This is a genomic window from Erwinia persicina NBRC 102418 (assembly GCF_001571305.1).
Taxonomy (GTDB): Bacteria; Pseudomonadota; Gammaproteobacteria; order Enterobacterales; family Enterobacteriaceae; genus Erwinia; species Erwinia persicina.
In genome coordinates this window covers 96,714-122,003 of the sequence record NZ_BCTN01000014.1, presented here as the reverse complement: position 1 = coordinate 122,003, position 25,290 = coordinate 96,714, and the positions used below count along the sequence as shown (strand labels likewise).

General features: G+C 54.6%; 23 protein-coding genes. 9 read left to right on the top strand and 14 right to left on the bottom strand.

The window, feature by feature from the left end; translation table 11 throughout:
- Positions 1–147: 147 nt before the first annotated feature.
- The 5 genes from typA to fabY all read left to right on the top strand — a co-directional run bounded on the left by typA (position 148) and on the right by fabY (position 5,016).
- On the top strand, positions 148–1,971 hold the full coding sequence (gene typA, locus EPE01S_RS15910) for a ribosome-dependent GTPase TypA (RefSeq protein ID WP_062746998.1): 1,824 nt from the start codon (positions 148–150) through the stop codon (positions 1,969–1,971).
- A gap of 140 nt (positions 1,972–2,111) precedes the next feature.
- Positions 2,112–2,708: a glucose-1-phosphatase gene (gene yihX, locus EPE01S_RS15905; RefSeq protein ID WP_062746996.1), complete on the top strand. Its 597-nt coding sequence runs from the start codon at positions 2,112–2,114 to the stop codon at positions 2,706–2,708.
- Positions 2,709–3,581, top strand: a complete 873-nt coding sequence (locus EPE01S_RS15900; protein WP_062746994.1) for a virulence factor BrkB family protein — start codon at positions 2,709–2,711, stop codon at positions 3,579–3,581. It abuts the gene before it with no gap.
- Entirely contained in the window at positions 3,578–4,015 is a 438-nt protein-coding gene (gene dtd / locus EPE01S_RS15895) for a D-aminoacyl-tRNA deacylase (RefSeq protein ID WP_062746993.1), read from the top strand. The genes EPE01S_RS15900 and dtd overlap by 4 nt, the downstream gene beginning before the upstream one ends.
- 59 nt (positions 4,016–4,074) lie before the next feature.
- Positions 4,075–5,016, top strand: a complete 942-nt coding sequence (gene fabY / locus EPE01S_RS15890; RefSeq protein WP_062746990.1) for a fatty acid biosynthesis protein FabY — start codon at positions 4,075–4,077, stop codon at positions 5,014–5,016.
- 10 nt (positions 5,017–5,026) lie between these two features.
- On the opposite strand, the gene rluF is transcribed toward fabY, so the two are convergent.
- The 3 genes from rluF to EPE01S_RS15875 all read right to left on the bottom strand — a co-directional run bounded on the left by rluF (position 5,027) and on the right by EPE01S_RS15875 (position 9,174).
- Complete coding sequence (gene rluF / locus EPE01S_RS15885; RefSeq protein ID WP_062746988.1) at positions 5,027–5,899, bottom strand: 23S rRNA pseudouridine(2604) synthase RluF; 873 nt, start codon at positions 5,897–5,899, stop codon at positions 5,027–5,029.
- 84 nt (positions 5,900–5,983) lie between these two features.
- Entirely contained in the window at positions 5,984–7,666 is a 1,683-nt protein-coding gene (locus EPE01S_RS15880; protein WP_062747040.1) for an AsmA family protein, read from the bottom strand.
- A gap of 119 nt (positions 7,667–7,785) precedes the next feature.
- Positions 7,786–9,174, bottom strand: a complete 1,389-nt coding sequence (locus EPE01S_RS15875) for a nucleobase:cation symporter-2 family protein (RefSeq protein WP_062746985.1) — start codon at positions 9,172–9,174, stop codon at positions 7,786–7,788.
- On the opposite strand from EPE01S_RS15875, the gene EPE01S_RS15870 reads away from it, so the two are divergent.
- Positions 9,146–9,508, top strand: coding sequence for a winged helix DNA-binding protein (locus EPE01S_RS15870; protein WP_062746983.1), 363 nt, complete (start codon positions 9,146–9,148; stop codon positions 9,506–9,508). The two genes, EPE01S_RS15875 and EPE01S_RS15870, sit on opposite strands and share 29 nt — an antisense overlap.
- A gap of 13 nt (positions 9,509–9,521) precedes the next feature.
- On the opposite strand, the gene recG is transcribed toward EPE01S_RS15870, so the two are convergent.
- The 5 genes from recG to gmk all read right to left on the bottom strand — a co-directional run bounded on the left by recG (position 9,522) and on the right by gmk (position 15,486).
- Positions 9,522–11,603, bottom strand: coding sequence for an ATP-dependent DNA helicase RecG (gene recG, locus EPE01S_RS15865; protein WP_062746981.1), 2,082 nt, complete (start codon positions 11,601–11,603; stop codon positions 9,522–9,524).
- Positions 11,603–12,298, bottom strand: coding sequence for a tRNA (guanosine(18)-2'-O)-methyltransferase TrmH (trmH, locus tag EPE01S_RS15860; protein WP_062746979.1), 696 nt, complete (start codon positions 12,296–12,298; stop codon positions 11,603–11,605). The genes recG and trmH overlap by 1 nt, the downstream gene beginning before the upstream one ends.
- 86 nt (positions 12,299–12,384) lie before the next feature.
- A complete protein-coding gene (gene spoT, locus EPE01S_RS15855) occupies positions 12,385–14,511 on the bottom strand; it encodes a bifunctional GTP diphosphokinase/guanosine-3',5'-bis pyrophosphate 3'-pyrophosphohydrolase (protein ID WP_062746978.1) in 2,127 nt (708 codons plus the stop codon).
- A gap of 19 nt (positions 14,512–14,530) precedes the next feature.
- Positions 14,531–14,806: a DNA-directed RNA polymerase subunit omega gene (gene rpoZ / locus EPE01S_RS15850; RefSeq protein ID WP_062746976.1), complete on the bottom strand. Its 276-nt coding sequence runs from the start codon at positions 14,804–14,806 to the stop codon at positions 14,531–14,533.
- 56 nt (positions 14,807–14,862) lie between these two features.
- Complete coding sequence (gene gmk / locus EPE01S_RS15845) at positions 14,863–15,486, bottom strand: guanylate kinase (protein WP_062746974.1); 624 nt, start codon at positions 15,484–15,486, stop codon at positions 14,863–14,865.
- 257 nt (positions 15,487–15,743) lie between these two features.
- Here gmk and ligB point away from each other — a divergent pair, with 257 nt between their 5' ends.
- A complete protein-coding gene (gene ligB / locus EPE01S_RS15840; protein ID WP_062746972.1) occupies positions 15,744–17,408 on the top strand; it encodes an NAD-dependent DNA ligase LigB in 1,665 nt (554 codons plus the stop codon).
- Here the strand turns inward: ligB and EPE01S_RS15835 are convergent, their stop codons facing one another.
- Positions 17,409–18,026: a trimeric intracellular cation channel family protein gene (locus EPE01S_RS15835; protein ID WP_062746971.1), complete on the bottom strand. Its 618-nt coding sequence runs from the start codon at positions 18,024–18,026 to the stop codon at positions 17,409–17,411. It lies immediately after the preceding gene.
- 412 nt (positions 18,027–18,438) lie between these two features.
- Here EPE01S_RS15835 and EPE01S_RS15830 point away from each other — a divergent pair, with 412 nt between their 5' ends.
- Positions 18,439–19,083, top strand: a complete 645-nt coding sequence (locus EPE01S_RS15830) for a response regulator (RefSeq protein WP_062746969.1) — start codon at positions 18,439–18,441, stop codon at positions 19,081–19,083.
- Positions 19,084–19,385: 302 nt separating this feature from the next.
- Here EPE01S_RS15830 and EPE01S_RS15825 read toward each other — a convergent pair whose 3' ends face one another.
- A complete protein-coding gene (locus EPE01S_RS15825; RefSeq protein WP_062746967.1) occupies positions 19,386–20,753 on the bottom strand; it encodes an MFS transporter in 1,368 nt (455 codons plus the stop codon).
- A 153-nt stretch (positions 20,754–20,906) separates the two neighbouring features.
- Complete coding sequence (locus EPE01S_RS15820) at positions 20,907–21,245, bottom strand: zinc ribbon domain-containing protein YjdM (RefSeq protein ID WP_062746964.1); 339 nt, start codon at positions 21,243–21,245, stop codon at positions 20,907–20,909.
- A 171-nt stretch (positions 21,246–21,416) separates the two neighbouring features.
- Between EPE01S_RS15820 and EPE01S_RS15815 the strand changes: the two genes are divergently transcribed.
- Complete coding sequence (locus EPE01S_RS15815) at positions 21,417–22,415, top strand: aldo/keto reductase (protein WP_062746962.1); 999 nt, start codon at positions 21,417–21,419, stop codon at positions 22,413–22,415.
- A 74-nt stretch (positions 22,416–22,489) separates the two neighbouring features.
- Here the strand turns inward: EPE01S_RS15815 and EPE01S_RS15810 are convergent, their stop codons facing one another.
- The 3 genes from EPE01S_RS15810 to EPE01S_RS15800 are packed head-to-tail and all read right to left on the bottom strand — an operon-like array spanning position 22,490 to position 25,273.
- Positions 22,490–23,665 (bottom strand): acetyl-CoA C-acetyltransferase, encoded by a 1,176-nt coding sequence (locus tag EPE01S_RS15810; RefSeq protein ID WP_062746960.1) that lies wholly within the window; start codon positions 23,663–23,665, stop codon positions 22,490–22,492.
- Complete coding sequence (locus tag EPE01S_RS15805; protein WP_062746957.1) at positions 23,658–24,065, bottom strand: carboxymuconolactone decarboxylase family protein; 408 nt, start codon at positions 24,063–24,065, stop codon at positions 23,658–23,660. Before EPE01S_RS15805 ends, EPE01S_RS15810 begins: the two co-directional genes overlap by 8 nt.
- Complete coding sequence (locus tag EPE01S_RS15800; RefSeq protein ID WP_062746955.1) at positions 24,062–25,273, bottom strand: MFS transporter; 1,212 nt, start codon at positions 25,271–25,273, stop codon at positions 24,062–24,064. Before EPE01S_RS15800 ends, EPE01S_RS15805 begins: the two co-directional genes overlap by 4 nt.
- Between the last annotated feature and the right edge of the window lie 17 nt (positions 25,274–25,290).

Below are 25,290 nucleotides of genomic sequence, written 5' to 3'. Positions count from 1 at the left end.
TTTTTCGTCACAGTGCATTCTTTGCACTGAAAATGGCTATAAAAGCAATCCGGACAGTTATCTTTATATGAAATATGTGATCCTGTTCAGTCCTTCGATTAATCCGTGTACAATAGCGCGCTATTTCTAAATGCCTGAGGCAAAGCTGTGATCGAAAATTTGCGTAACATCGCCATTATTGCCCACGTTGACCATGGTAAAACTACCCTGGTTGATAAGTTGCTGCAGCAGTCCGGGACCTTTGATGCCCGCACCGAAGCAACCGAACGCGTAATGGACTCCAACGATTTGGAGAAAGAGCGTGGGATTACCATCCTCGCAAAAAACACCGCCATTAAATGGAATGACTACCGCATCAACATCGTGGATACCCCAGGACACGCCGACTTCGGCGGTGAGGTAGAGCGTGTGATGTCTATGGTCGACTCGGTGCTGCTGGTTGTGGATGCAATGGATGGCCCGATGCCGCAAACCCGTTTCGTGACCAAAAAAGCGTTTGCTAATGGTCTGAAGCCGATCGTGGTAATTAACAAAGTTGACCGCCCTGGTGCGCGTCCTGACTGGGTTGTTGATCAGGTCTTCGATCTGTTCGTTAACCTTGATGCGACCGACGAACAGCTCGACTTCCCGGTGATCTATGCGTCTGCCCTGAACGGCATCGCAGGCCTGGATCACAACGATATGGCGGAAGACATGACCCCGCTGTACGAAGCGATTGTTCAGCACGTCTCACCACCACAGGTTGAACTGGAAGCTCCGCTGCAGATGCAAATCTCTCAGCTGGACTACAACAACTACCTGGGTGTTATCGGTATCGGCCGTATCAAACGCGGTAAGGTTCGCCCGAACCAGCAGATCACTGTGATCAACAGCGAAGGCAAAACCCGTAACGCGAAAGTCGGTAAAGTCCTGACCCATATGGGCCTGGAGCGTATCGAAGCCACTGAAGCGGAAGCTGGCGATATCATTGCTATCACCGGTCTGGGCGAGCTGAACATCTCTGACACTATCTGCGACCCGCAGAATGTGGAAGCGCTGCCAGCCCTGAGCGTAGATGAACCAACCGTTACCATGTTCTTCTGCGTTAACACCTCTCCGTTCTGCGGTAAAGAAGGTAAGTATGTGACTTCACGTCAGATCCTTGACCGTCTGAACAAAGAACTGGTGCATAACGTGGCACTGCGTGTTGAAGAAACCCCTGATGCTGACGCCTTCCGCGTCTCAGGTCGTGGTGAGCTTCACCTGTCAGTACTGATTGAAAACATGCGTCGTGAAGGTTTCGAGCTGGCGGTTTCCCGTCCTAAAGTTATCTTCCGTGAATTCGAAGGCCGTAAGCAAGAGCCATTCGAAAACGTGACCCTCGACATCGAAGAGCAGCATCAGGGTTCTGTGATGCAGGCGATGGGCGAGCGTAAAGGTGACATGAAAAACATGGATCCGGATGGCAAAGGCCGTGTGCGTCTCGACTACGAGATCCCAAGCCGTGGTCTGATTGGTTTCCGTAACGAATTCATGACCATGACCTCCGGCACCGGTCTGCTGTACTCCACCTTCAGCCACTATGACGACGTGCGTCAGGGCGAAGTGGGCCAGCGTCAGAACGGCGTACTGATCTCTAACGGCCAAGGTAAAGCGGTAGCGTTCGCCCTGTTCAGCCTGCAGGATCGCGGTAAGTTGTTCCTCGGCCACGGTGCTGAAGTGTATGAAGGCCAGATCATCGGTATTCACTCACGTTCAAACGACCTGACCGTAAACTGCCTGACCGGTAAGAAGCTGACCAACATGCGTGCTTCCGGTACGGATGAAGCCACTACGCTGGTTCCGCCACAGAAGATGACCCTTGAGCAGGCGCTTGAGTTCATCGATGATGACGAACTGGTCGAAGTGACGCCGCAGTCGGTGCGTATCCGTAAACGTCACCTGACTGAAAACGACCGTAAGCGCGCAAGCCGCGGTCCAAAAGAAGCGTAATCACGCTTGCTCAGGGCCGGAGTTTTCTCCGGCCCTGTCCTTCCTGTTTCATCTTCCCCGCAGTTTTCAAAGCCCTCACCTGTTCAGTCTTCCAATTTACCGCTAGAGTGAATAACTCACCGGAACAAAAGGAGATGACCATGCTGTATATCTTTGATTTAGGTAACGTCATTGTTGATATTGATTTCAACCGGGTTCTCGGTGTCTGGAGCGATCTGAGCCGTGTACCGTTAGCGACCCTGCAAAGCCGGTTCAAAATGGGGGAGAGCTTTCACCAGCACGAACGGGGTGAAATCAGTGACGAAGAGTTTGCGCATAAAATGTGTGAAGAGCTTGAGCTGCCCTTAAGCTATGAGCAGTTTGCTGCCGGCTGGCAGGCCGTGTTCGTTGGCGTTCGCCCGGAGGTGATTGCTATTATGCAGCGGCTGCGTGAGCAGGGAGAACGCGTCGTTATCCTGTCCAATACTAATCGCCTGCACTGCCAGTTCTGGCCAACGCAGTATCCTGAAGTTCAGGCTGCCGCAGATAAAATTTATCTGTCGCAGGAGATGGGTGTACGGAAACCTGAGCCGGAAATTTTTCAGCGTCTGTTAAACGAAGAAGATTTCTCCGCCGAAGAGGCGATCTTCTTTGATGATAATCCCGATAATATCGAAGCCGCACGCCAGGCGGGCATACACAGTTTGCTTGTCACCGATGCCAGCGTGCTGCCTGCTTTCTTTGCCGATCGTCGCTGAATGTCTGTTTTAAACCATTACCGACACCGTCTGCGGGCCTTCTGGGCGTGGATAAAGCTGCTCTGGCAGCGTATTGACGAGGACGGCATGACGATGCTGGCCGGGCATCTGGCGTATGTGTCACTGCTGTCGCTGGTGCCGCTGATTGCCGTTGTTTTTGCGCTGTTTGCCGCCTTTCCGATGTTTTCAGATGTCAGTGTTCAGCTGAAAAACTTCGTCTTTAACAATTTCGTGCCAGCGGCAGGCGCCACTATCCAGAACTATCTGGAGCAGTTTGTTGCCAATGTCAGCAAGATGACGGCTGTGGGCGTCGGCGGGCTGGTCTTTACCGCGCTGTTGCTGATGTATTCTATTGATACCGCGCTCAACGTTATCTGGCGCAGTAAACGTAAGCGGCCGCTGGTTTACTCCTTTGCGGTCTACTGGATGATTTTAACGCTGGGGCCGCTGCTGGCGGGGGCAAGTCTGGCGATCAGCTCTTATCTGCTGTCGCTGCACTGGGCAACCGTCAGTGGTGTCAGCATGCTGGTCGACATCGGGCTGCGTATTTTCCCGCTCCTGCTCTCCTGCCTGTCGTTCTGGCTGCTGTACAGCATTGTCCCCACCACGCAGGTGGCAGGACGCGATGCACTGGTGGGGGCTGTCGTGGCAGGCGCCCTGTTCGAACTCGGTAAAAAGGGCTTTGCGCTGTATGTTACGATGTTCCCCTCGTACCAGTTGATTTACGGCGTGCTTGCCGTTATCCCCATTCTTTTTTTATGGGTGTACTGGACATGGTGTATCGTTTTATTAGGGGCGGAAGTGACCGCCACGCTGGGCGACTACCGCCGGCTTAAACAAGAAGAACAAGAAAGAGAAAACGAGGGATCATGATTGCCTTAATTCAACGGGCGCTTTCCGCCAGCGTTACCGTGGCGGGGGAAACCCTCGGCGAAATCGGGCCAGGTTTGCTGATTTTGCTGGGCGTAGAGAAAGGGGATACCCCGGAGACCGCACAAAAGTTAGCGGATAAGGTGCTGGGTTACCGTATTTTTGCCGATGACAACGACAAAATGAATCTGAACGTGCAGCAGGCGGGAGGCAGCGTGCTGGTGGTGTCCCAGTTCACGCTGGCGGCCGACACGAAAAAAGGGATGCGTCCGAGTTTTTCTGGCGGTGCCGCGCCGGCCGACGCTGAAGAGCTGTATGAGTATTTCGCCGCCTGCTGTCGTGATAAAGGGATCGCCACGGAAACCGGGCGTTTCGCCGCTGATATGAAAGTGGCGCTGATTAATGATGGCCCCGTAACCTTCTGGCTGCAGGTGTGAAGTCATTAGCCGGACGGCACAGAAGTGACCTTGCGGGACCTGAAAGAGAGAACCATTTTATGTATCACCTCCGTGTGCCAGAAACTGCAGAAGAGTTAGATATCTATTACCAGTTCCGCTGGGAAATGCTGCGCAAGCCGCTGCATCAGCCGATGGGGTCGGAGCGTGACGCCTGGGATGCGCTGGCCCACCATCAGATGGTGGTGGATGAGAAAGGGGACCCGGTGGCCATCGGGCGTCTGTATATTAATGCCGACAACGAAGCTGCTATCCGTTTTCTGGCGGTCCATCCCTCTGTGCAGGGCAAAGGCCTGGGTACGCTGGTGGCGATGACCCTGGAGTCGGTAGCGCGTCAGGAAGGGGTTAAGCGCGTCGTCTGCAGTGCGCGTGAAGATGCCGTTGAGTTCTTTTCCAAGCTCGGCTACCTCAATCAGGGGGAGATCACCGCACCGCAGACCACGCCGGTACGCCATTTCCTGATGATTAAGCCAGTGGTGACGCTGGATGATATTCTGCATCGCGCTGACTGGTGTGGCCAGCTCCAGCAGGCATGGTATCAGCACATCCCGCTCAGTGAAAAAATGGGTGTGCGCATACTGCAGTATACCGGCCAGAAATTTATCACGACCATGCCGGAAACCGGCAATCAGAATCCTCACCACACCCTGTTCGCGGGCAGCCTGTTTTCGCTGGCGACGCTGACCGGTTGGGGACTGATCTGGCTGCTGCTGCGTGAGCGGCATCTGGGCGGGACGATCATTCTGGCTGATGCTCATATTCGCTACAGCAAACCGATCAGCGGCAGGCCGGGCGCGATTGCTGACCTGGGTTCTCTGAGTGGCGATCTTGATCGGCTGGCGCGAGGCCGCAAGGCACGGGTACAGCTTGAAGTGGAGCTGTTTGGTAACGATGAGTCGGGTGCGGTGTTTGAAGGGGTGTACATTGTACTGCCCGCCGACCCGGACGGCCCGTTAGAGCCGGGCGTGGGCAGCGGGCAATAAAAAAAGTGCCTTAGCGGCCCTTTTTCTTGCGACCCGGCTGGTTAAAGCGTTTACGACCCGCCGGGCTGGCAGCTACTTTATCCGGCGTTTTCGCTCCACTGCTGGCGGGCTTTTTCACCGCGGGTTTTTTCGCCGGGGCCTTCTTCGCGGACTTATCTTCGGAGGAGGAGTCCTCAATCAGCTTAAAGAGTGCGATCAGCTCATCATCGGTCAAATCCCGCCATTCCCCCGGCGGCACGCCTTTCAGGCTGATGTTCATAATTCGAACCCGCTCCAGCTTTGTGACTTCATAGCCAAAGTGTTCTGCCATACGGCGGATCTGACGGTTCAGCCCCTGCACCAGCGTAATGCGAAACACAAAGGGCGCTTCTTTCTTCACTTTGCATTTTTTGGTCACCGTGCCCAGCATCGGTACACCTGCGCCCAGCCCGCGAATAAACTCTTCGGTCACTGGCTTGTTAACGGTCACGATATACTCTTTTTCGTGATCGTTCCCGGCCCGCAGGATCTTGTTCACCAGATCGCCGTGGTTGGTCAACAGGATCAGCCCCTGCGAGTCTTTATCCAGGCGTCCGATAGGGAACACCCGCTTACTGTGGTTAACGAAATCGACAATGTTATCCCGCTCACCGTCTTCCGTCGTGCTGACGATGCCGACTGGCTTATTCAGCGCAATCAGTACCAGATCATCTTCGTTACGTGGCTCTATCAGCTGACCGTTGACCTTTACCACGTCGCCGGCAAATACCTGGTCGCCGACGGAGGCACGCTTGCCGTTGATAAAAACGTTTCCCTGTTCGATATACCGGTCGGCATCGCGGCGTGAGCAGATACCGCTCTCGCCAATGTATTTGTTCAGACGAATGGATGAATTGGTCAGCATGGTTCCCCCGTAAAAAAACGGACTATACCTTACCCGCGTGAGGTTGCGAAGCCCGGACGGGGCAGATAATGCCCCGATCGGAATTTACTGCGCGCCGGGCACCTGGCCTGCCTGCATGGTTTGCTGAACGGTTCTGTCTCCGGTGCTGACTGCCAGCGTCCCGTTAGCCGAGGATCTCAAGGTCCGATCTGCCGTCAACGCCCCCTGCAGTTTTAACTGGAGATTACCTTTGCCCTGTAAGGGGACTTGTGGCCAGCCCCAGTCATTCAGCAGATTAACCGGCACCTGACGGCCAGTGAGCGTCAGGGAGAGGGCGCGCTGGGGCTGTTGCGACACGGTTGCCAGTCCCTCCAGCATTCCCTCATGGCTGAAGGCGCTCATTTCCGTCACGTTGATATGGTTATCATCCGCATTCAGGGTCAGCGACGGGTGACGCAGGTCGACGCGATTAAACGTCGCCTCGGCGGCATTGACGCTGAGATTCCCTGCCCAGAAACCCCACTGATGCTCACGCGCCATCAGCAGACGGCTGCCGGTGCCGTCCAGGGCGGTCATCTGGAAAGGGAAATCCGGATTGATATCGATGATCAGATTACGGTTGGCGCTAAATTTCGTTACCTCCACGCTGTCAAGCCAGGCGGGCAGCGGCTGCATCCAGCGATCGCGCCAGTTGAGCGGCACGGTATATTCCAGTCCGGCAATTACCAGTTCGTCCAGCGTCAGTTTCCTGTCACTGCGGGTCCAGTTACCCTGCGCCCGCACCAGACCGTTGACCCAGCGTGAGCTGAACTGCGTAATGGCGATGCCCTGGGGGGAGAAGTCCATATTGGCAATCGGATCGTTCAACTGCAGGCTGCCATTCACAAAACTGCTGGCGTTCATTGACAACGAACCGTTATCGCTCTGCCAGTCACCCTGACTCAGGCTCAGATCTTTTAAATTCAGGTCGAGATCGGTCACCGCCCAGTCCTGGCCTTCAAGGCGGGCATCGGTCACATCGATGCGATCAAAATGCACCGGCGGCAGCTCACCCAGCGGCTGCAGGAAATCGCGTAGTGTTTTATCCGTTTGCAGGCGGATGCTGTTCAGTCGCAGAGTAGAAACCTGCCACGTGCCGTTTGCATCGCGCTGCGCGCTGGCGGTCACGGAGCCCAGCGCCATATCGGCACCCAGATTACTGAACTGCAGCTGTTGTCCCTTCAGATCTCCCTGGATCAGCACGTTAGCGGCCGGAACGCCATTAAGCGTCAGCGAACCGGCACTCATCTGGAAGCGGGCCTCATTGCCGAGAAGCTTACCGGCCTCCGGCTTCCACGGCATGACGCCGCCATCGACGCGTTGTGCCTGCAGTGGCCATTGACCCTCGTTGCGGTTCAGCGCCATCTGGCTGAGTTGCAGGCGGTCAGCCTGTAATGAGAGCGGCGCACTTTTTTCACTAAGATTCAGCGTCCCCTGCTCAAGGCGGATGCTGGCAAAGTGCAGGGGATTGCTGAACTGGACCAGACCCAGGCCCAGGTTAACGCGCTTAGCGACCAGCGTGGCGGGCTGACCTTTACGGCCAAAGGAAACGTTATTCAACAGCAGATGACTGGGATCAGAAAAGTTATGCTCCATTTTACTGAGTGACAGCTGATAATCGCTGTCGGCGCTGACCTGGCGACCGATCCAGCCCGCGCCCCACTGAGTCTGCAGCAAAACATACAGGGCCACGACCACCAGCAGTAGAAACAGCAGCAGCGTGAGCAAAACTTTTCCGAGAAACTTCATCGTATCCATCCCTATGAATTCTGGTAATGGCTTGTTATGCCTGATTTATCGCCGCATCTCAACCTGCATGCGGCGACCGGGTGAAATTTCCACACGTCTCCAGAATGGCAGGAACCGGTTTATTTTTCCTGCGGGAACACCAGATTCAGAATGATCGCAGTGATACCCCCGGCGGCAATGCCGGAGGAGAGCAGCGTTTTAAGCCAGTCAGGGGCAAATTGCAGTATCAGCGGCTGCTGCGACACGCCAAGGCCGACGGCCAGTGACAGCGCAATAATCATGATGGCGCGGCGGTTAAGCGGCTCACGCGACACAATTCGCACGCCGGACGCGGCGATGGTACCGAACATGACAATCGTTGCACCGCCGAGTACCGGTTCAGGAATATGTTGCACGAAGCCACTCACCGCCGGGAACAGCCCCAGCACAATCAGCATCAGCGAGACAACAAAGCCCACGTAGCGGCTGGCCACGCCGGTTAACTGGATCACACCGTTGTTCTGGCCGAAGCAGGAGTTAGGGAAGGTATTAAACAGTGCGGAAACAAACGAATTCAGGCCGTTGGCCAGCACGCCGCCTTTCAGGCGTTTCATATAAACCGGGCCGCTGACCGGCTGCTCGGAGACATCAGAGGTGGCAGTGATATCACCAATGGTTTCCAGCGAGGTGACCATAAACACCAGCATCAGAGGGATCAGCAGGTTCCAGTCGATGCCCAGTCCGTAATAAAAGGGCACAGGAAGGGTGATCAGCGCGGTATTCGCGGGTGACGTATTTTCCGGCAGCATGCCCATGGCCCAGGCCAGCAGGTATCCTACCGCCATCGCGATCACCAGGGAGGCCACGCGCAGGTAAGCATTACGCTGGCGGTTCAGCAGAATGATCACCGCCAGCACCACACCGGCCAGCAGCAGGTTTTTTGGCGCCCCGAAGGTGTGATCGTTCATCGCGGCAAAGCCACCGCCGATGGACGTCAGGCCGACTTGAATCAGTGACAGACCGATGATCATTACTACAATCCCGGACACCAGCGGGGTAATGACCCGGCGCGCCAGATGCAGCACGCGCGACAGCGCCATTTCCGTGCAGGAAGCCAGCATCAGCGTGCCGAACAGGGCCGCCATCATGGTGGGTACGTCTGCGCCGCCATTTTTCAGCGCCAGGCCACCCATGATTAGCGGGGTGACAAAGTTGAAGCTGGTACCCTGAATCGACAGCAGGCCGGAACCCACCGGCCCCCAGGTTTTTATCTGCAAAACCGACGCCACGCCGGAGGCAAAAAGCGACATGCTGATAATGTGCTGCGTGTCCTGCGCGGGCAGACCCAGGGCCTGACAAATCAGCAGGGCAGGGGTGATGACCGCCACAAACATCGCCAGCAGATGCTGACAGGCTGCAAACAGGGTTTGTGGTAATGGCGGGCGATCTTCGAGGCGGTAAATCAGTTCGCTTTTGGCGGTAGCAACAGGGCTACGGTCGGTGGCAGCATCTTGGGTTTTAACGGACATCTTCAGGCTTCCCGGGGGCAATAAAGGGGCGATTTTAATCTTCTTTAGCGCAAAAGCAATCGTTTGCCATCGTCTGGCCTTTTTCCCTGTACCGGCAGCCTGTACCGGTGGCAAAACCGATCGGACTGGGCTGGTTGTACGCCAGAAAGGCGAAAAAGATCGGTGCGTGCAGGAAACCGTCGTCGCCCCTGCGGAAAAAGAGATAATTCAGCGTGTGGATGTGGTGCGTGAACGCCACTGTCAGCGGTATCTCAGCCAGTGGCCACGGCAGGATAAAGACGAGCTGATCCGTCTGGTGCAGCGCTTTGCTGCCGACTTTATTCGCGCGACGTGAACAACCCGTCGGATCAGGCGTTGGTGTAGCGTTCGGTTTCCGGCAGCCAGCGTTCAATCAGTGCGACGGCCTGCTCAGGATAGTGCTGGTGGATATGACGCGCCACGCGCTGGACTTCAGGGATCATCGCCTGGTCGCGCAGCAGATCGGCCACTTTGAACTCGGCATTCCCGGTCTGTCGGGTGCCGAGCAGCTCGCCCGGACCGCGAATTTCAAGATCGCACTGGGCAATCACGAAACCATCGTTGCTGTCGCGTAGTACCTGTAAGCGCTTCTGAGCCGTTTTACTCAGCGGTGCTTTATACAGCAGCACGCAGTGAGAGGCGATCGCCCCGCGGCCGACGCGGCCGCGCAGCTGGTGCAGCTGTGCCAGGCCCAGGCGCTCCGGGTTCTCAATAATCATCAGGCTGGCATTGGGAACATCCACGCCGACTTCAATAACCGTGGTGGCAATTAACAGGTGAATATCACCCTGTTTAAAGGCCTGCATCACGGCCTGTTTTTCCTGTGGTTTCATGCGGCCATGTACCAGCCCGATATTCAGCTCGGGCAGGGCCAGTTTCAGCTCTTCCCAGGTGGCCTCTGCCGCCTGCGCTTCCAGCAACTCAGACTCCTCAATCAGCGTACACACCCAGTAGGCCTGGCGGCCTTCGCTGCCACAGGCCAGTTTCACTCTGGCAATGATATCGGCCCGGCGCGTATCCGGGATCGCCACGGTAGTCACTGGCGTGCGGCCCGGCGGCATTTCATCGATGGTGGAGGTATCCAGGTCTGCATAGGCGGTCATCGCCAGGGTACGGGGGATGGGCGTTGCAGTCATAATCAGCTGATGCGGATGGAAACCCTGCTCCTCGCCTTTTTCCCACAGCGCCAGACGCTGGTGGACGCCAAAGCGGTGCTGCTCATCAATAATGACCAGCGCCAGGCCGTTAAACTGTACCTGCTCCTGGAAAATTGCATGAGTGCCAACAATCATCGAGACCTGGCCGCTGGCAATGGCCTCCTGCTGAGCGATACGGGCTTTACCTTTTTGCTTACCCGCCAGCCAGCCGACTTCCAGCCCCAGCGGAGCGAACCACTGACGAAAGTTATTCGCGTGCTGTTCGGCCAGCAGCTCAGTGGGGGCCATCAGCGCCACCTGTTTGCCAAAGGCAATGACATTCAGCGCGGCCAGCGCCGCAACCAGCGTTTTCCCTGAGCCCACATCACCCTGAACCAGGCGCATCATCGGGTAGTCGCGGGCGAGATCGGTTTCGATCTCACGCACCACGCGTGCCTGGGCATGAGTCGGTTTGAAGGGCAGGGCAGCCAGCAGCTTGTCACTCAGACTGTGGCGGGCCTCCATCGGCAGGGCATGATAGCGCTGGGCGCCAGCACGCACCGCCAGCATGCTGAGATTGTGCGCCAGCAGCTCTTCCATAATCAGGCGGCGCTGTGCCGGATGGGTGCCGCTATCCAGATCGGCCAGGGCCATATCCGGCGGTGGCCGGTGCAGGGTGCGCAGGGCCGCGGGCAGACTGATCAGGCCCTGACTTAACTCCGGCGGCAGCAGTTCGGCAATGGCGCAGGTGTCCAGCAGGGTTAACGCCTGGTCAGTGAGATTCCGCAGCGTGGCCTGGCGGACACCTTCCGTGGTGGAATAGACGGGCGTCAGCGTCTCCTGGAGCGCTGTCACACTGCTTTCACCCTGAACCTTATATTCGGGATGAATAATCTCTGCGCCACGCTGACCGCGTTTAATCTCGCCATAAGCGGTAACGCGGCGGCCGGCGGCAAGGCTGTTTTTCATTCCCGCATTGAAGTTAAAGAAGCGCAGGGTCAGTATGCCGCTACCGTCGCTGATCTGACAGGTGAGCATACGACGACGGCCAAACGAGATGTCGCAATGCAGCACTTCCCCTTCTACCGTGGCGTAAATACCCGGCAGCAGGTCGTTGATGGCATACAGCTGGGTACGGTCTTCGTAGCGCATCGGCAGGTGCAGCAGCAGATCCTGTACCGTCAGCAGGCCGAGTTTAGCCAGCTTTGCCGCCTGACTGGCACCCACGCCGGACAGCGTGTTCAGCGGGACGGCATCGAGCAGACGGCCCTGCATTATTTATGCGCCTTCGACTGCATGGTGGCCCACCATTCCGGCGCCGCCACCACTTCACCCCGATCGTTAATTTCCGGGTAGGGCAGTCCCTTATGCCTGGCTACGCGGGCCAGTACCGGATAGCCCCCTTCGAACAGCAGGCGCTGCTGCTCTGCATAGTCCAGTGTGCTTTCCTCACGCAGGTACATGCCGGCATTTTGCCGCTGGCGCTGGGCTTCATAGAGGATCAGTGCTGATGCCACAGAGACATTCAGCGACTGCACCATCCCGATCATCGGAATGATAATATCCTGATCGGCGAGGTCGAGCGCCTCCTGGGTGATCCCGGTTTTTTCCTGCCCCATTAAGATACAGGTGGGGCGGGTGTAGTCGATTTCACGAAAATCAACGGCCTTGTCAGAGAGGTGGGTAGCCAGAATCTGCATGTTCTGATCTTTGAGATGGGTAACGGCATCCGATATGGTCCGGTGAGTTTTCACCTGTACCCAGCTGTTGCTGCCTGCGGCGGAAGAGACCATGGTGCGCATACGGCTGCCTGGCCATACGGCGTGGACTTCATGCACGCCAACGGCGTCAGCGGTGCGGATCACTGCGGAAACGTTATGAGGTTTGTGCACCTGCTCCATACAGACCGTCAGGTCATGCTGACGGGCGGCAAGCATTGCGCGGATGCGGGCATAACGTTGAGCATTCATGAGAAGCAGACTCCCTATAAATTAGTCATTCCGTCAGACCGGCGATCGGGGAGCAGCAAGAGACGGAGCGGGGCGCCGTCTCTGACTTAATTGCGGTTGCGGTGCACCTTGATCACATCCGGCATCACGCGAATTTTACGCATGATATTCGCCAGATGAACGCGATCGCGTGCCGTCAGACGGATAAAGGCGCTGTACACACGACCGTCTTTCTCTTCGGTGTTCAGGCTCTGAATATTGGAACCCGCGGTGTTGATGGCCGCCGTCAGGTTAGCGAGCGCGCCCTGGTGGTTAAACATATCCACCTTAATTTCAGCCACGAACTCCTGCTCGGTTACCTTATCCCACTCTACCGCCATGTATTTCTCAGGCTCTTTCTGGTAACCGCGAATATTACGACAGGATTCATGGTGTACCACCAGGCCTTTGCCCGGGCTGACGTGCGCCACAATCGGGTCACCGGGAATGGGACGGCAACATTTGGCGAAGGTGATCAGGACGCCATCGGCACCTTTGATTGGCAGCTTGCTGCGTGCTCCGCTGGCAGGGGACGTGCCCGTTGCTGGCGCCGTACTCTGGTCACTCTGCTGCAGGTTTTTCGCCACCACCACGCTCATCGCATTGCCAAGGCCAATTTCAGCCAGCAGATCGTCCAGCGTGGCCAGCTTCATACGCTCCAGCTCATGCTGAACGTTAGCTTCTGGAATTTCGGCCAGCTTGCGGCTGCCGCCCAGAGCGTGATTGAGCAGGCGACGGCCCAGGCTGACCGAGTCATCGCGTTTGAGATTTTTCAGCAGTTGGCGGATCTTGGCGCGCGCTTTGGAACTGACAACAAAGTTCAGCCACGCCGCATTCGGGCGGGCACCCGGTGCGGTAATAATTTCTACGGTCTGGCCACTGGTCAGCGACTGCGACAGCGGATAAGGCTGGCGATCGACGCGTGCGCCGACGCAGGCATGACCGATATCGGTATGGACGGCATAGGCGAAGTCCACCGGTGTCGCACCGGCAGGGAGTTCGACAATACGCCCTTCCGGAGTGAAGACGTAAATTTCATCCGGGAACAGGTCGGATTTAACGCTTTCGATAAATTCAAACGAACTGCCGGCGCTCTGTTGCAGCTCAAGCAGGCTCTGTAACCAGCGCTGGGCGCGGATCTGTGCCGTGGTGCTGCTTTCGCCCTGCTCTTTATAAGCCCAGTGCGCGGCGACCCCCATCTCTGCCATTTGATCCATATCTTCGGTACGAATCTGTACCTCAACCGGCACGCCGTGCGGGCCGATCATTGAGGTGTGCAGGGACTGATAGCCGTTGGCCTTGGGGATCGCAATATAGTCTTTGACCCGGCCAGGGCGCGGCTTGTACAGACTGTGCATCTGGCCCAGTACGCGGTAGCAGGTATCGACATCACGCACAATGACCCGGAAAGCGTAGATATCCATAATGGAATGGAATCGCTGCTCTTTCAGGTGCATTTTGCAGTAGATGGAGTAGAGGTGCTTCTCACGTCCGCTGACGCGACGGGTAATGCCAGCTTCTTCGAGACGACCGTCAATTTCGGAAAGGATTTTTTGAATCATCTCCTTACGGTTGCCGCGTGCCGCTTTCACCACTTCCTTAATCACGCGATAGCGGTTCGGATACAGAGCTTCAAAGCCCAGTTCTTCCAGCTCGGTTTTAAGGTGGTGAATACCCAGACGATGTGCCAGCGGGCTGTAAATTTCGAGGGTTTCCTGGGCAATGCGGCGCTTTTTATCGGGACGCAACGCACCCAGAGTACGCATGTTATGCGTACGGTCAGCCAGCTTGATCAAAATGACGCGGATATCCTGCACCATCGCCATGATCATCTTGCGGAAGTTTTCAGCCTGCGCTTCTTTTTTGTCGCGGAATTTCAGCTTATCGAGTTTGGAAACCCCTTCTACCAGTTCCGCAACAGTCTGACCAAACAGCTGTTCCATATCCTGGTAGGTGGCAGGGGTGTCTTCGATAACGTCGTGCAGAAGGGCGGCCATCAGTGTTTCATGGTCGAGCTTCATTTCAGCCAGGATACAGGCTACGGCAACCGGATGGGTGATGTAAGGCTCACCGCTGGAGCGTGACTGTCCCTCGTGAGCATCACGTGCGACAAGGTAAGCTTGCTTGAGGCGCTTTATTTGCTCCTCAGGCAAGTATCTTTCAATCAGCTGATTGAGGCTTTCAAACAGATACAAGGCGGGCCTTCAAAGCGAATTAACGACGACCTTCAGCAATAGCGGTAACAGCCTGCATTTCAGCGGCTTCCTGCTCTTGCTGCTCCTGGCGATCGCGAACGTCGAGGATCTGATTAGTGATCAGGCCTTCTTCGATTTCACGCAGCGCGATAACGGTAGATTTGTCGTTCTCTTCCGGAACCAGTGGGTCTTTGCCGCCAACCTGCATCTGACGTGCGCGACGTGCTGCTACCAGAACCAGGTCAAAACGGTTACCAATTTTTTCTACTGCGTCCTGTACGGTTACGCGTGCCATAAGTGTGATACTCCACGGGTGGTGACGAAATGACTGGGCATCATACTGAGTTGTCCTCAGTCTGCCAATAGTTTGCTGATTAAAGCATCATGACGGGCTTTTTGACGAGCCATGCGCAAACGCTCTGCGCGAATAATATTTTTCAGGTCGGACAGCGCCAGGTCGAAATCATCATTCACAATCAGATAGTCGTACTCTGCGTAATGACTCATTTCTGCAACGGCCTGCGCCATACGTTTAGCGATCACTTCTTCGCTGTCCTGGCCGCGCCCTCGCAGGCGGCGGTCCAGTTCGTCCTTCGACGGTGGCAGCACAAAAATGCTACGTGCGGACGGCATTTTCTCACGAATCTGTTTTGCACCCTGCCAGTCGATATCAAGAAACACATCAACGCCGGTCGACAGCACCTGCTCAATCGCCTTACGCGAGGTTCCGTAATAATTACCGAACACTTCAGCATGTTCGAGAAACGCATCTTCACTGATCATGGAGCGGAACTCGTCGTGATTGACGAAGTAGTAATGCTCTCCATGATTTTCACCGGGCCGGACGCCACGCGTGGTGTGTGAGATAGAGACCTGGGTATCGTACAGCGGTTGCGTTTTTAACAGTGCCTGAATCAGGCTGGATTTACCCGCGCCGCTGGGGGCGGAAATAATAAAAAGTGTGCCTTGAGCCATGATTATTCTTGATATGCCAATAAAGCGGAGTCTACTTCCTGCACAGTATACACAGGTGCAGCCTGTCATGCAGCGTTTAGGGTGTGTTAACCCGTTTTTTCTAAAAAACAGACAGCATCCCGCAAATTATTGCCAGCTGATGTGGGATGAAAGCGGAAGTTCTGAAGCCGTTTCCCAGATGACCATTTCCCTCCTCGCTATACGTCCGGAGCTGCGTTGTACTGCCGTCCTTACCAACAGGAAAGCAGGAGGAAAGGATGCATTACATCATAGGGCTGGTGTGGATGTTCAGTTCTGCGGCCATTGCCGGATGCCCGGTCTGGACGCCTGCACGTGCAGAGGCGGAGATCAGCGCACTGGGTGCGCAGTTAACGCAGTGGGATGACGCTTATTACCGGCAGGGAAAAAGTCAGATAAGTGATGCTGATTACGATGCGTTGCAGGGCAAAATGGAGCAGTGGCAGCGCTGTTTTCATCCTGCCAGTGACCGTCGGCCGCAGTTGAGCACCGATGGGCACGTGCTGCACCCTGTTGCCCACGTTGGCGTCAGGAAGCTGGCGGGAAAAGCGGCGGTGGCGAAATGGATGGAGAATAAGCAGGACCTGGTGGTACAGCCAAAAGTGGATGGTGTGGCGGTCACGCTGGTTTATCGGGACGGTATTCTGGCGAAAATGATCAGCAGGGGGGATGGGATTACCGGCGAAGACTGGACGGCCAGCGCCAGGGCGATCGGGGCTATTCCCGGCGTTATACCGCTTTCCTCCGGACAACAGGTTTTTCAGGGGGAGCTGTATCTGATGATGAACGATCACCACCAGGCTGCTGATGGGGGAAAAAATGCCCGCGCCATCGTGGCTGGAGCAATGAGAGCCAAAAACCCGGGCGGCGTGCTGCGCAACATCGGGCTGTTTGTCTGGGCCTGGCCGGACGGACCCAAAACGCTGGCACAACGGCTGTCCGGGCTGCGTAACGCTGGCTTCCCTGATATCAGCGACTGGACACGCAGGGTGAAGGATGCGGAAGAGGTGGAGGCGTGGCGTGAGCGCTGGTTTCATCAGGCACTGCCGTTCGTCACCGATGGGGTTGTTGTACACGCCATTCCCGATATGAAAGGCAATAGCTGGATGCCAGATGCCGGAGACTGGGCGGTGGCATGGAAATATCCCCCGCCGCAGGTGTCCGGCGAAGTGCAGTCAGTATCATTTTCCGTAGGTCGCACGGGAAAAATCAGTGTGGTGTTAACGCTTCAGCCGGTACAACTGGATGATAAACGTATCACCCGGGTGAGCGTGGGGTCAGTGGCCCGCTGGCGGCAACGTGACGTCATCGCAGGCGATCAGGTTCGTATCAGCCTGGCCGGACAGGGGATCCCGCGACTGGATAGCGTACTCTGGCGCGTTGCGCAGCGCGACCCGCCCCGCCCGCCTGATAGCACCCTGTTCCATGCACTGAGCTGTTTTCATCCCACACCGGATTGCCGTCAGCAGTTTCTGGCAAGGCTGGAGTGGTTAAGCGGAAAATCAGTACTTAACCTGACGGGGATGGGGCGACAGCGCTGGCAGCAGTTAATGCAGTCAGGAAGCCTGAGTCACCTGTTTTCATGGCTGACGTTGTCAGAGGAGCAGCTACAGGCTATTGCGGGAATCGGCAAGGCAAAAGCGCAGGCTTTCAGGCAACAGTTTCGTTTAAGCCGTCAGCTTCCTTTTAAACGTTGGGTCAGGGCACTGGGCGTGCCCATACCCGTCCGGGCAATGCATTCGATCTTAGACGATAGCTGGGCCCCTTTACTGTCACGCAGCGTGCAGGAGTGGCAGCAGCAGCCTGGCGTGGGTCCCGGACGGGCGGAGAAAATTTATGCTTATCTGCATCATCAGGAAGTGGAATGGCTAATCAAATGGCTGGAAGCATCAGCCAGCCCGTAACTAGTGGTCACCGTGGGGGTAATTGAATACCGGTAGTCCCAGTTTGAAACGCAGTGCTAAAAGACGCGCGCTAAACCCGGCGAATAACGTGATGATAATAACGGTTTCGGTTGCCATCGTCGTTTTCAGCAGAAGGATATAAACCCAGCCGGAGGCGAAGGCGATCCCGGCGTAAAGCTCCTTCTGAAAAACCAGAGGAATGCGATTACAGAACATATCGCGAAGTACGCCGCCAAAGACCCCGGTGACGACCGCGCTGATAGCCGCAATGATCCCGGCATGTCCCATATCCAGTGCAACCTGAGCCCCAATGATGGAAAATACCACCAGACCTAATGCATCCAGCACCAGAAAAACTTTGCGCAGGTGCGGCATCAGCGGGGCAGCCAGCGTGGTTATCACGGCGGCAGCGGCCACAATGATAATGTATTCGGGGTGCCTGACCCAGCCAAGCGGATAATGGCCCAGCAGCATGTCGCGTACCGATCCCCCACCAATTGCAGTAACAGATGCGATGATGATAACGCCAAACATATCCATCTTACGGCGGCCAGCGGCCAGCGCCCCGGTCATGGACTCTGCGGTGATACCGATGATGTAAAGTACAGTGAGTAGCATAGCCTTCTCCTCAAAACCTGGCGGCAATGCTAAGGGGTTCAGGCCCAAACGGCGACTGAAATTTTCGCAGGGGGGATTTTGATGACAAATTTTCTTCAAAAGGTATTCGTACGTGTCTTCTTAACGTGATGGTTCTTTCTGTGAATTTTAATTGCGTAAATAAATGATAAGTGTTTTTGAAATCGTTTATTAGTCAATATTAATTTAAAATTATCGTAATTTTATGAGTTGTGATGATTGGCGACTCTTTTTTAGGGTTTTTTCATTCTTTTATAGCCCCATGCGCGTGTCATGTTTGTTTATTTAACGCAAATGCTTGCCATGACGTATATCTCGCAATTAAGATAATTTTCGTATTCGATCTTTAATAGTTCGTTTATTGATTCGGGATGAAAACCCACATGGAGGATGTATGTACAACAGATACACAGTGGCTATCTCTGACGACCACCCGCATATCATTAATTCAATAAAAATGCTTTTAGCAAATAGCGATCGCTTTTCCATAACCAGTGAAACGGTTTGTGGAAAGAGTTTGCTTGCGGTTTTGGCTTCTGCACCAACGGATATCGTCATTACTGATTTTTCATTGAGCTCCGATCGTTCAGCAATGGATGGTTTTACCAAGCTTCGCGCGTTACAGGGGCGCTTTCCTGATGTGAAAGTGATTCTTTTGACATCACAAAATAATACAGCAATTCTCAGAGGTGCCTGTGATTATGGTGTTAAGTCAATTATTAGCAAAGCTGACCCGGTTGAAGAAACCTTACAGGCGTGTCAACATATTACTACTCAGTCTGGATATTATTTTTCATCCTCTTTAAGATACATTAAGAACTACCTGGTAAAAGGTCAGGAGAAAGGAAGTCCACTTACCCCAAAAGAGTTAGAGGTAATTAGACTGTTTTCTTCCGGATATACCTTGTCTGAAATTGCACAGCGACAGAACAGAACGATAAGCACCATTTCCACGCAAAAATATAATGCAATGCGACGGCTGGGTGTTTCATCAAACATTGAGTTGATTCGTTATGCTTATGCCCAGGGTTTAATTTAAGTTCTGAAGGACTAACAGGGCTCGCTGAAGTCATTAATATCTGCACAACAGCGTGTTATGTTGATACTGGCTAATAAGACGTGACATAAGGGGCTTCCCTGTTTGCTCGTTTTTTTGCCCGCCCGCACAGCTTGTGGGTGACATCGTTCCTCGACATGCCGTTATCATGCTGAATTTCTTAAGTATAAATACGTAAAACTGGAAAAGTGAGCCTAAGTCGGGGGAATCGCAGGTTTGCTGCGTTCCAACCGACTTAGCTGCAACGGGGATTTTCAGAGAAGGCGTTCGTTAAACCTGATCGCTTACAGCCTTTCCCAGGCTTTCTTCAGACCGGTCTCTTCATCGGGGTCGGCACCCTGTAATGGCGGGGTTTCTTCCTCTTCCGCCTCACTTTCAGTCTCACTGTCAAATGACGGCATGGTTTCCTCGATCATCTGCTCATCGAATGCGGGATTCAGTGCAGGAGACAGCGGAGAACTCATCAGGCTGTCTGGCATCGCAATATGGGGAACCGGTGCATCCTCCACGAACTGTGCCGCATCTTCTTTCACTGTTCTGCTCAGACCCACAATCATCAGTCCGCACAGGGCAAAAAAGGCGTACAGGGTATTGCCGCCCAGCGGTTCCATCAGCAGCCCCACCACTAACGGTCCGATACTGGCTCCCACGCCAAAGGCCATCAGCAGACACGCGGCCAGTGATACACGTCGTTCCGGTTCAACCAGGTCATTGGCCAGTGCTACCGCCAGCGGGTAGAGTGAAAATTGCAGCATACTGACAACGAAGCCGAGCACCAGCAGCAGCGAAAAACTGATCTGCGGCAGGATCGCCAGCGGCAGCGCGGCAACAATCAGCACAATGGCATTCAGGCGCATCAACAGGGTTCGGTTATAGCGGTCAGACAGCCAGCTGAGCGGGAACTGCGCCACCAGCCCGGCAAAAATAGCGATAGCCATAAAGAGACCGGTTTGCCCGGTTGTGAGCTGTTGCTGGCTGGCGTATACGGGCGCAAGGCCGTAAAAAGAGCCGACCAGCATTCCAATGGCCAGCGTGGTAGCCAGCACCTTCGGGATAGCGCCAACGAAATAACGCAGCTCCATCGGGGCGGGAGAAAGCTGACGGGCGTGCGTACGTGTAGTCAGCGCAATAGGCACCAGGCAGAGTGAAAAGCAGAGTGCGATCAGCAGTAATGTACTCAGGCCAAGGTCGGTTTGCAGCATCAGCACCACCTGCCCGAGTGACATGCCAAGATAGGTCGCTACCATATAGCAGCCAAAGACTTTGCCGCGCTGTTCCGATTCAGACTGATCGTTGAGCCAGCTTTCCAGCACCATATACTGGCACATCATACACAGGCCGATAATCAACCGCAGGCCGACCCAGACCGGGATAAACCCGGTTAACCCGTGGCACAGCACCGCGGCGGTAATGATGCCGGCACAGGAGACATAGGTGCGAATGTGGCCGACGCGGGCAATCAGAAAGTGGCCGACTTTGCCACCGATGACCAGGCCAATGTAGTTGGCAGCAATAATCGCCCCGATCAACCCTCCGGACACATGGGCCGAGGTCAGTCGTAGCGATACGTAGGTGGTCAGCAGCCCGGAGCCGAGCAGCATTAACAGCGTCGTGGTATAAAGCGGGAAAAACACGCCTAACGTCTTATTCACTCTGCCCCCCTGGGGAAATATTGAGGCGGTCCGTTGAGCGCCGCACGCCCTTAACACATGAAGATTGTGCCTTGTGATACTAGCAGTTTCAGACGTGAGGGCAAATCAGGTGGGCAAAGAGAGTGCCAGTAGCGCGGCGGCTACTGGCCGGGATCAGTTCTTTTTCACAAACTCAGACTTCAGCTTCATGGGACCAAAGCCATCGATTTTGCAGTCGATGTTATGGTCGCCTTCCACCAGGCGAATACTCTTCACTTTCGTGCCCATCTTCAGCGGCGTGGAACTGCCTTTGACCTTGAGGTCTTTAATCACCGTGACGCTGTCGCCATCGGCCAGCAGATTACCGTTGGCATCTTTCACCATCAGCATATCCTCGGTGGCTGCATCTGCGCCGTCAGCCCAGACATGTCCGCACTCGGGGCAGTTCAGCATTGCGCCATCCTGCCAGCTGTATTCTGAGTGACATTTTGGGCAGGGAGGTAAAGTTTCCATTATCATCCTCAAGTAAATCCATAATAAAGTAAGGGAATAGTTTACCCTGTCAGCGACTTTCTTCCTACCGCTGTTTGCCCGCAGCGATGATACCTAAAAGGTATCGCCTGGTTTGAAATTCAGCGCATCACTCAACCATGAAAGAATACGATTTCATTTTATGGAGGGGTTATGAAAACAAGACAGCTGGGTCAGGATCTGAGCGTAAGTGCTATCGGCTACGGTGCGATGGGGCTGAGTGAATTTTACGGTGAAACAGACGACAGTCAGTCTCTGGCACTGCTCGGCCAACTGGCGAATGCGGGCGTGAACTTCATTGATAGTGCAAATTTATACGGGCGGGGTCATAACGAGCGGCTTATCGGCCATTTTTTAGCCCAGCTTGATCCTCATACGCGCAGTCAGTTTAAAGTGGCCACTAAATGTGGCATCGACCGCGATCCTGATGCTGCCTATGCGCGAAAAATAAATAATCACCCGGATTATATTGTTCGCTGCTGCCATGAATCTTTACAGCGTCTGGGCGTGGAAAAAATAGACCTTTTCTATCTTCACCGCGTGGATAAAGAGGCAGACATTGAAGAGAGTATGCACTGTTTGTCCCGCCTGGTGCAGGAAGGGAAAATTGGTCATATCGGGCTGTGCGAAGTCTCTGCTGCCACCCTGCAAAAAGCGCACGCCGTGTTTCCAGTGACGGCGCTGCAAACCGAATACTCGCTGTGGACGCGCGATATTGAAGAGAGCATTTTGCCGATGGTGAAGTCGCTGGGGATTGGGTTAGTGCCCTATTCGCCGCTGGGCCGGGGTTTTCTGACGGGTAAATATCTGAAGAACGCGGACTTCCCGGAAGGGGACTTCCGCCGGAACAACGCGCGTTTTCAGCAGGATAATATCGATCATAATCTTAAGCTGTTAGACGCTATTGCACCGCTCACGCAAAAGTACCACTGCACGTCGGGGCAGATTGCGCTGGCATGGTTACTGGCGCAGTATGATAAAACGGTGCCTGTCCCCGGAACCAAGAATGTAAATTATCTGGCAGAGAATGCTGCCGCTGCCGATCTGGTACTGGAAGCGTCAGATGTCGTGGCGCTGAATAATATTCACAGAACGATTTCGATTAAAGGTAGCCGTTATTCCGAAGAAGGGATGAAAGGCGTTAATGCTTAACCATCTAATGAGCCAGTAAAAAAAACCGCCAACTATCCGGCGGTTTTTTTTTGAGTATTTGTTCTGTGCGCATGTTAACGCGTTACGCTGAGCGCGACACCTTCCCCCCCGCCGATACATAGCGCAGCGATACCTTTATGAAGGTCTTCACGAATTAAGCCATGAATTAACGTGACCAGAATACGGCAGCCGGACGCACCAATGGCATGTCCCAGAGCGATCGCGCCACCGTGTGGGTTAATACGCTCTGAGGGGACGCCACAAGCGTGTGCTACAGCCAATGCCTGGGCAGCAAAAGCCTCATTTGACTCCAGAATATCGACCTCCTGAGGTGACCACTTCATGCTCTTGATATTCATTTCAATAGCTTTAATCGGTGCAGCCCCCATCAGTTCGGGCTCAATACCGGCATTTGAGAAGGCACCGAGTGAGGCGAGAACAGCCATACCCCGTTTTTCTGCAGTTTCCCGACGACAAAGCAGCACTGCAGCTGCACCATCATTCAGAGACGAAGCGTTACCCGCTGTCACTGTTCCCTCTTTTTTAAATACGGTTTTTAAGCCAGACAGCTTTTCAATGCTGGTATGACGAGGACATTCATCCTGAATCACACTCCGTGGTTCGCCTTTCCTGGTCACCCATTTTACGGGAACAATTTCTTCAAAGAACAGTCCTGCTTCCTGAGCTTTTAACGCCTTGCGGTGAGAGCTCAGGGCGAACTCATCTTGCATTGAACGGGAAATATTATAGTCAGCAGCGACATTCTCAGCGGTCACGCCCATATGGTAATGATGGAACGCATCCCACAGACCGTCAGCAATCAGACTGTCCTGTAGCGCACCGTCACCCAGCCGAATGCCCTGCCTGGAGCCTGACAGGATATGTGGGGCATTCGACATGCTTTCCTGGCCCCCGGCAATCACAAACTCGGCCTCCCCACAGATGAGTGCCTGCATGCCAAGGTGTACGGCTTTCAATCCTGAACCACACACTTTGTTAATTGTTAGCGCAGCGACCGCGACAGGAAGGCCGGCATTTAATGCTGACTGCCTGGCGGGATTCTGGCCGCAACCAGCAGTCAGAACCTGACCCATAATGACCTGGTCCACATCCTCTGCGGGTAATTTACTGTCGGCCAGCAGCGCTTGAATCACTACGCTACCCAACGACGTGGCCGAATGTTCGGCCAAACCGCCCATAAATGCGCCTGTTGCCGTTCTTTTCGCCGAAACAACCACAATCTCATTCATTTATTTCTCCACTCTTCTGAGAAGAGAAGCGTGCAGTTGCTGCGCGATAGGCCGTCAAGCCATTCATACAGGCAGGAACACCGGCGTATACCGCCATCTGGATGACTATCTCAAGCAACTCTTGCGGTGTGACACCGACATTCAGTGCGCCACGCATGTGCAACTCAAGCTGAGGCTGCGCATTACCGGATGTTATCAGCGAGGCCACCGTTAACATTTCGCGTGTTTTGAGGTCCAGACCGGGGCGCCCAACGATGGCCCCAAAAGCATAATCGGTAATCAGATTTGGCAGGTCTGCATCCAGTTCTGCCAGCCGGGATGTCACCGAATCGGCGAGCCCGTCTTCGAGGCGGTCCATAATTTCACGGCCATAGCGGGTCAGTTCAGCATCGTGTTTCATGCAATATTCTCCATCATTTTTTTCGTAACAAGCTTGTCGGACGGAATGAACACAACGAGGAGGAAGGAAAGAGCGATAGCCACGCCTGCGGTCACAAAAAGTGCCGGAAGTGACAGGGCAGAAACCATCCAGGCACCAACAGAGGCCCCGATACCGATTGCGGCGTTAAAGAAAGAGACATAAATTGCTGAGGCAGGAAACGCTTCTTCTCCAGCCACACGGAGTACCCATGTCTGGAAACCAACAAAGATGCCTGAAACGGCAATTCCCCATAGCATGACCGCGGCCAGTACCAAAGGTCGGGACAATGACTGAGCCTCAAGACCCAGCGCGACCAGTACGATACCAATCAGCAGAACGGAGAGAGAGACGGTCATTTTAAGGTATTTATCGATCAGCATACCGGTCAGGAAGTTTCCGGCCAGACCGGCGATGCCGTAAATGAATAACACGACCGGTATGAAAGCTGCGGAGAGTGCTGGCTGGGTTTGCAGCCAGGGTTCAATAAAGGTGAAGGCAGCAAAGTGCGCGGTAATAGCCAGCAACGTCGCGGAGTAGATTTTCCACAATGTGGAGGAGCGTAAAACATTTTTCAGTGCGCCCAGACCAATCGTACTTTTGACGCTGATATTCGGGACAACCCACATCATGCCAACAAAGGCAACCATGCTCAGAATTGACATCAGCCAGAAGGCCTGACGCCAACCGAAGTTCAGACCAATATAGTTTGAGAGAGGCACGCCAAACACGCTGGCGGCAGAAACACCGCCAAACACAATGGAAGTGGCTACTCCAAGGTACTTAGTTGGAACCATGGCCACCGCCGTGGCTCCAATCATCGCCCAGAAGGCGCCATGGGCCAGTGCGCCGACGACACGAGCCGCCAGCAATACCTCATAAGAGCCCACTGTTGCAGACCATACGTTCGAAATGAACAGGACGACGGTGAGTGACAGGAGGAGGATCTTTTTAGGGAAATTACCCAAAAATACCGAGGCAAAGAGTGCACTCAATGCGCCAATCCAGGCATAGAGTGATACGGTCATACCAATCTCAGATTCAGAGGCATGAAGCCCGTTGGCGATAGGCGTGAGTAAACCTACCGGCGCCAGCTCTGTCGTTACAATGGTAAAAGTGGATAAAGCCAGAATAAATAATGCCACCCATGTCCTGATGGACATCGTTGACTCTTTGATATCAGAGACCATGATAATTTCCTTGTGAA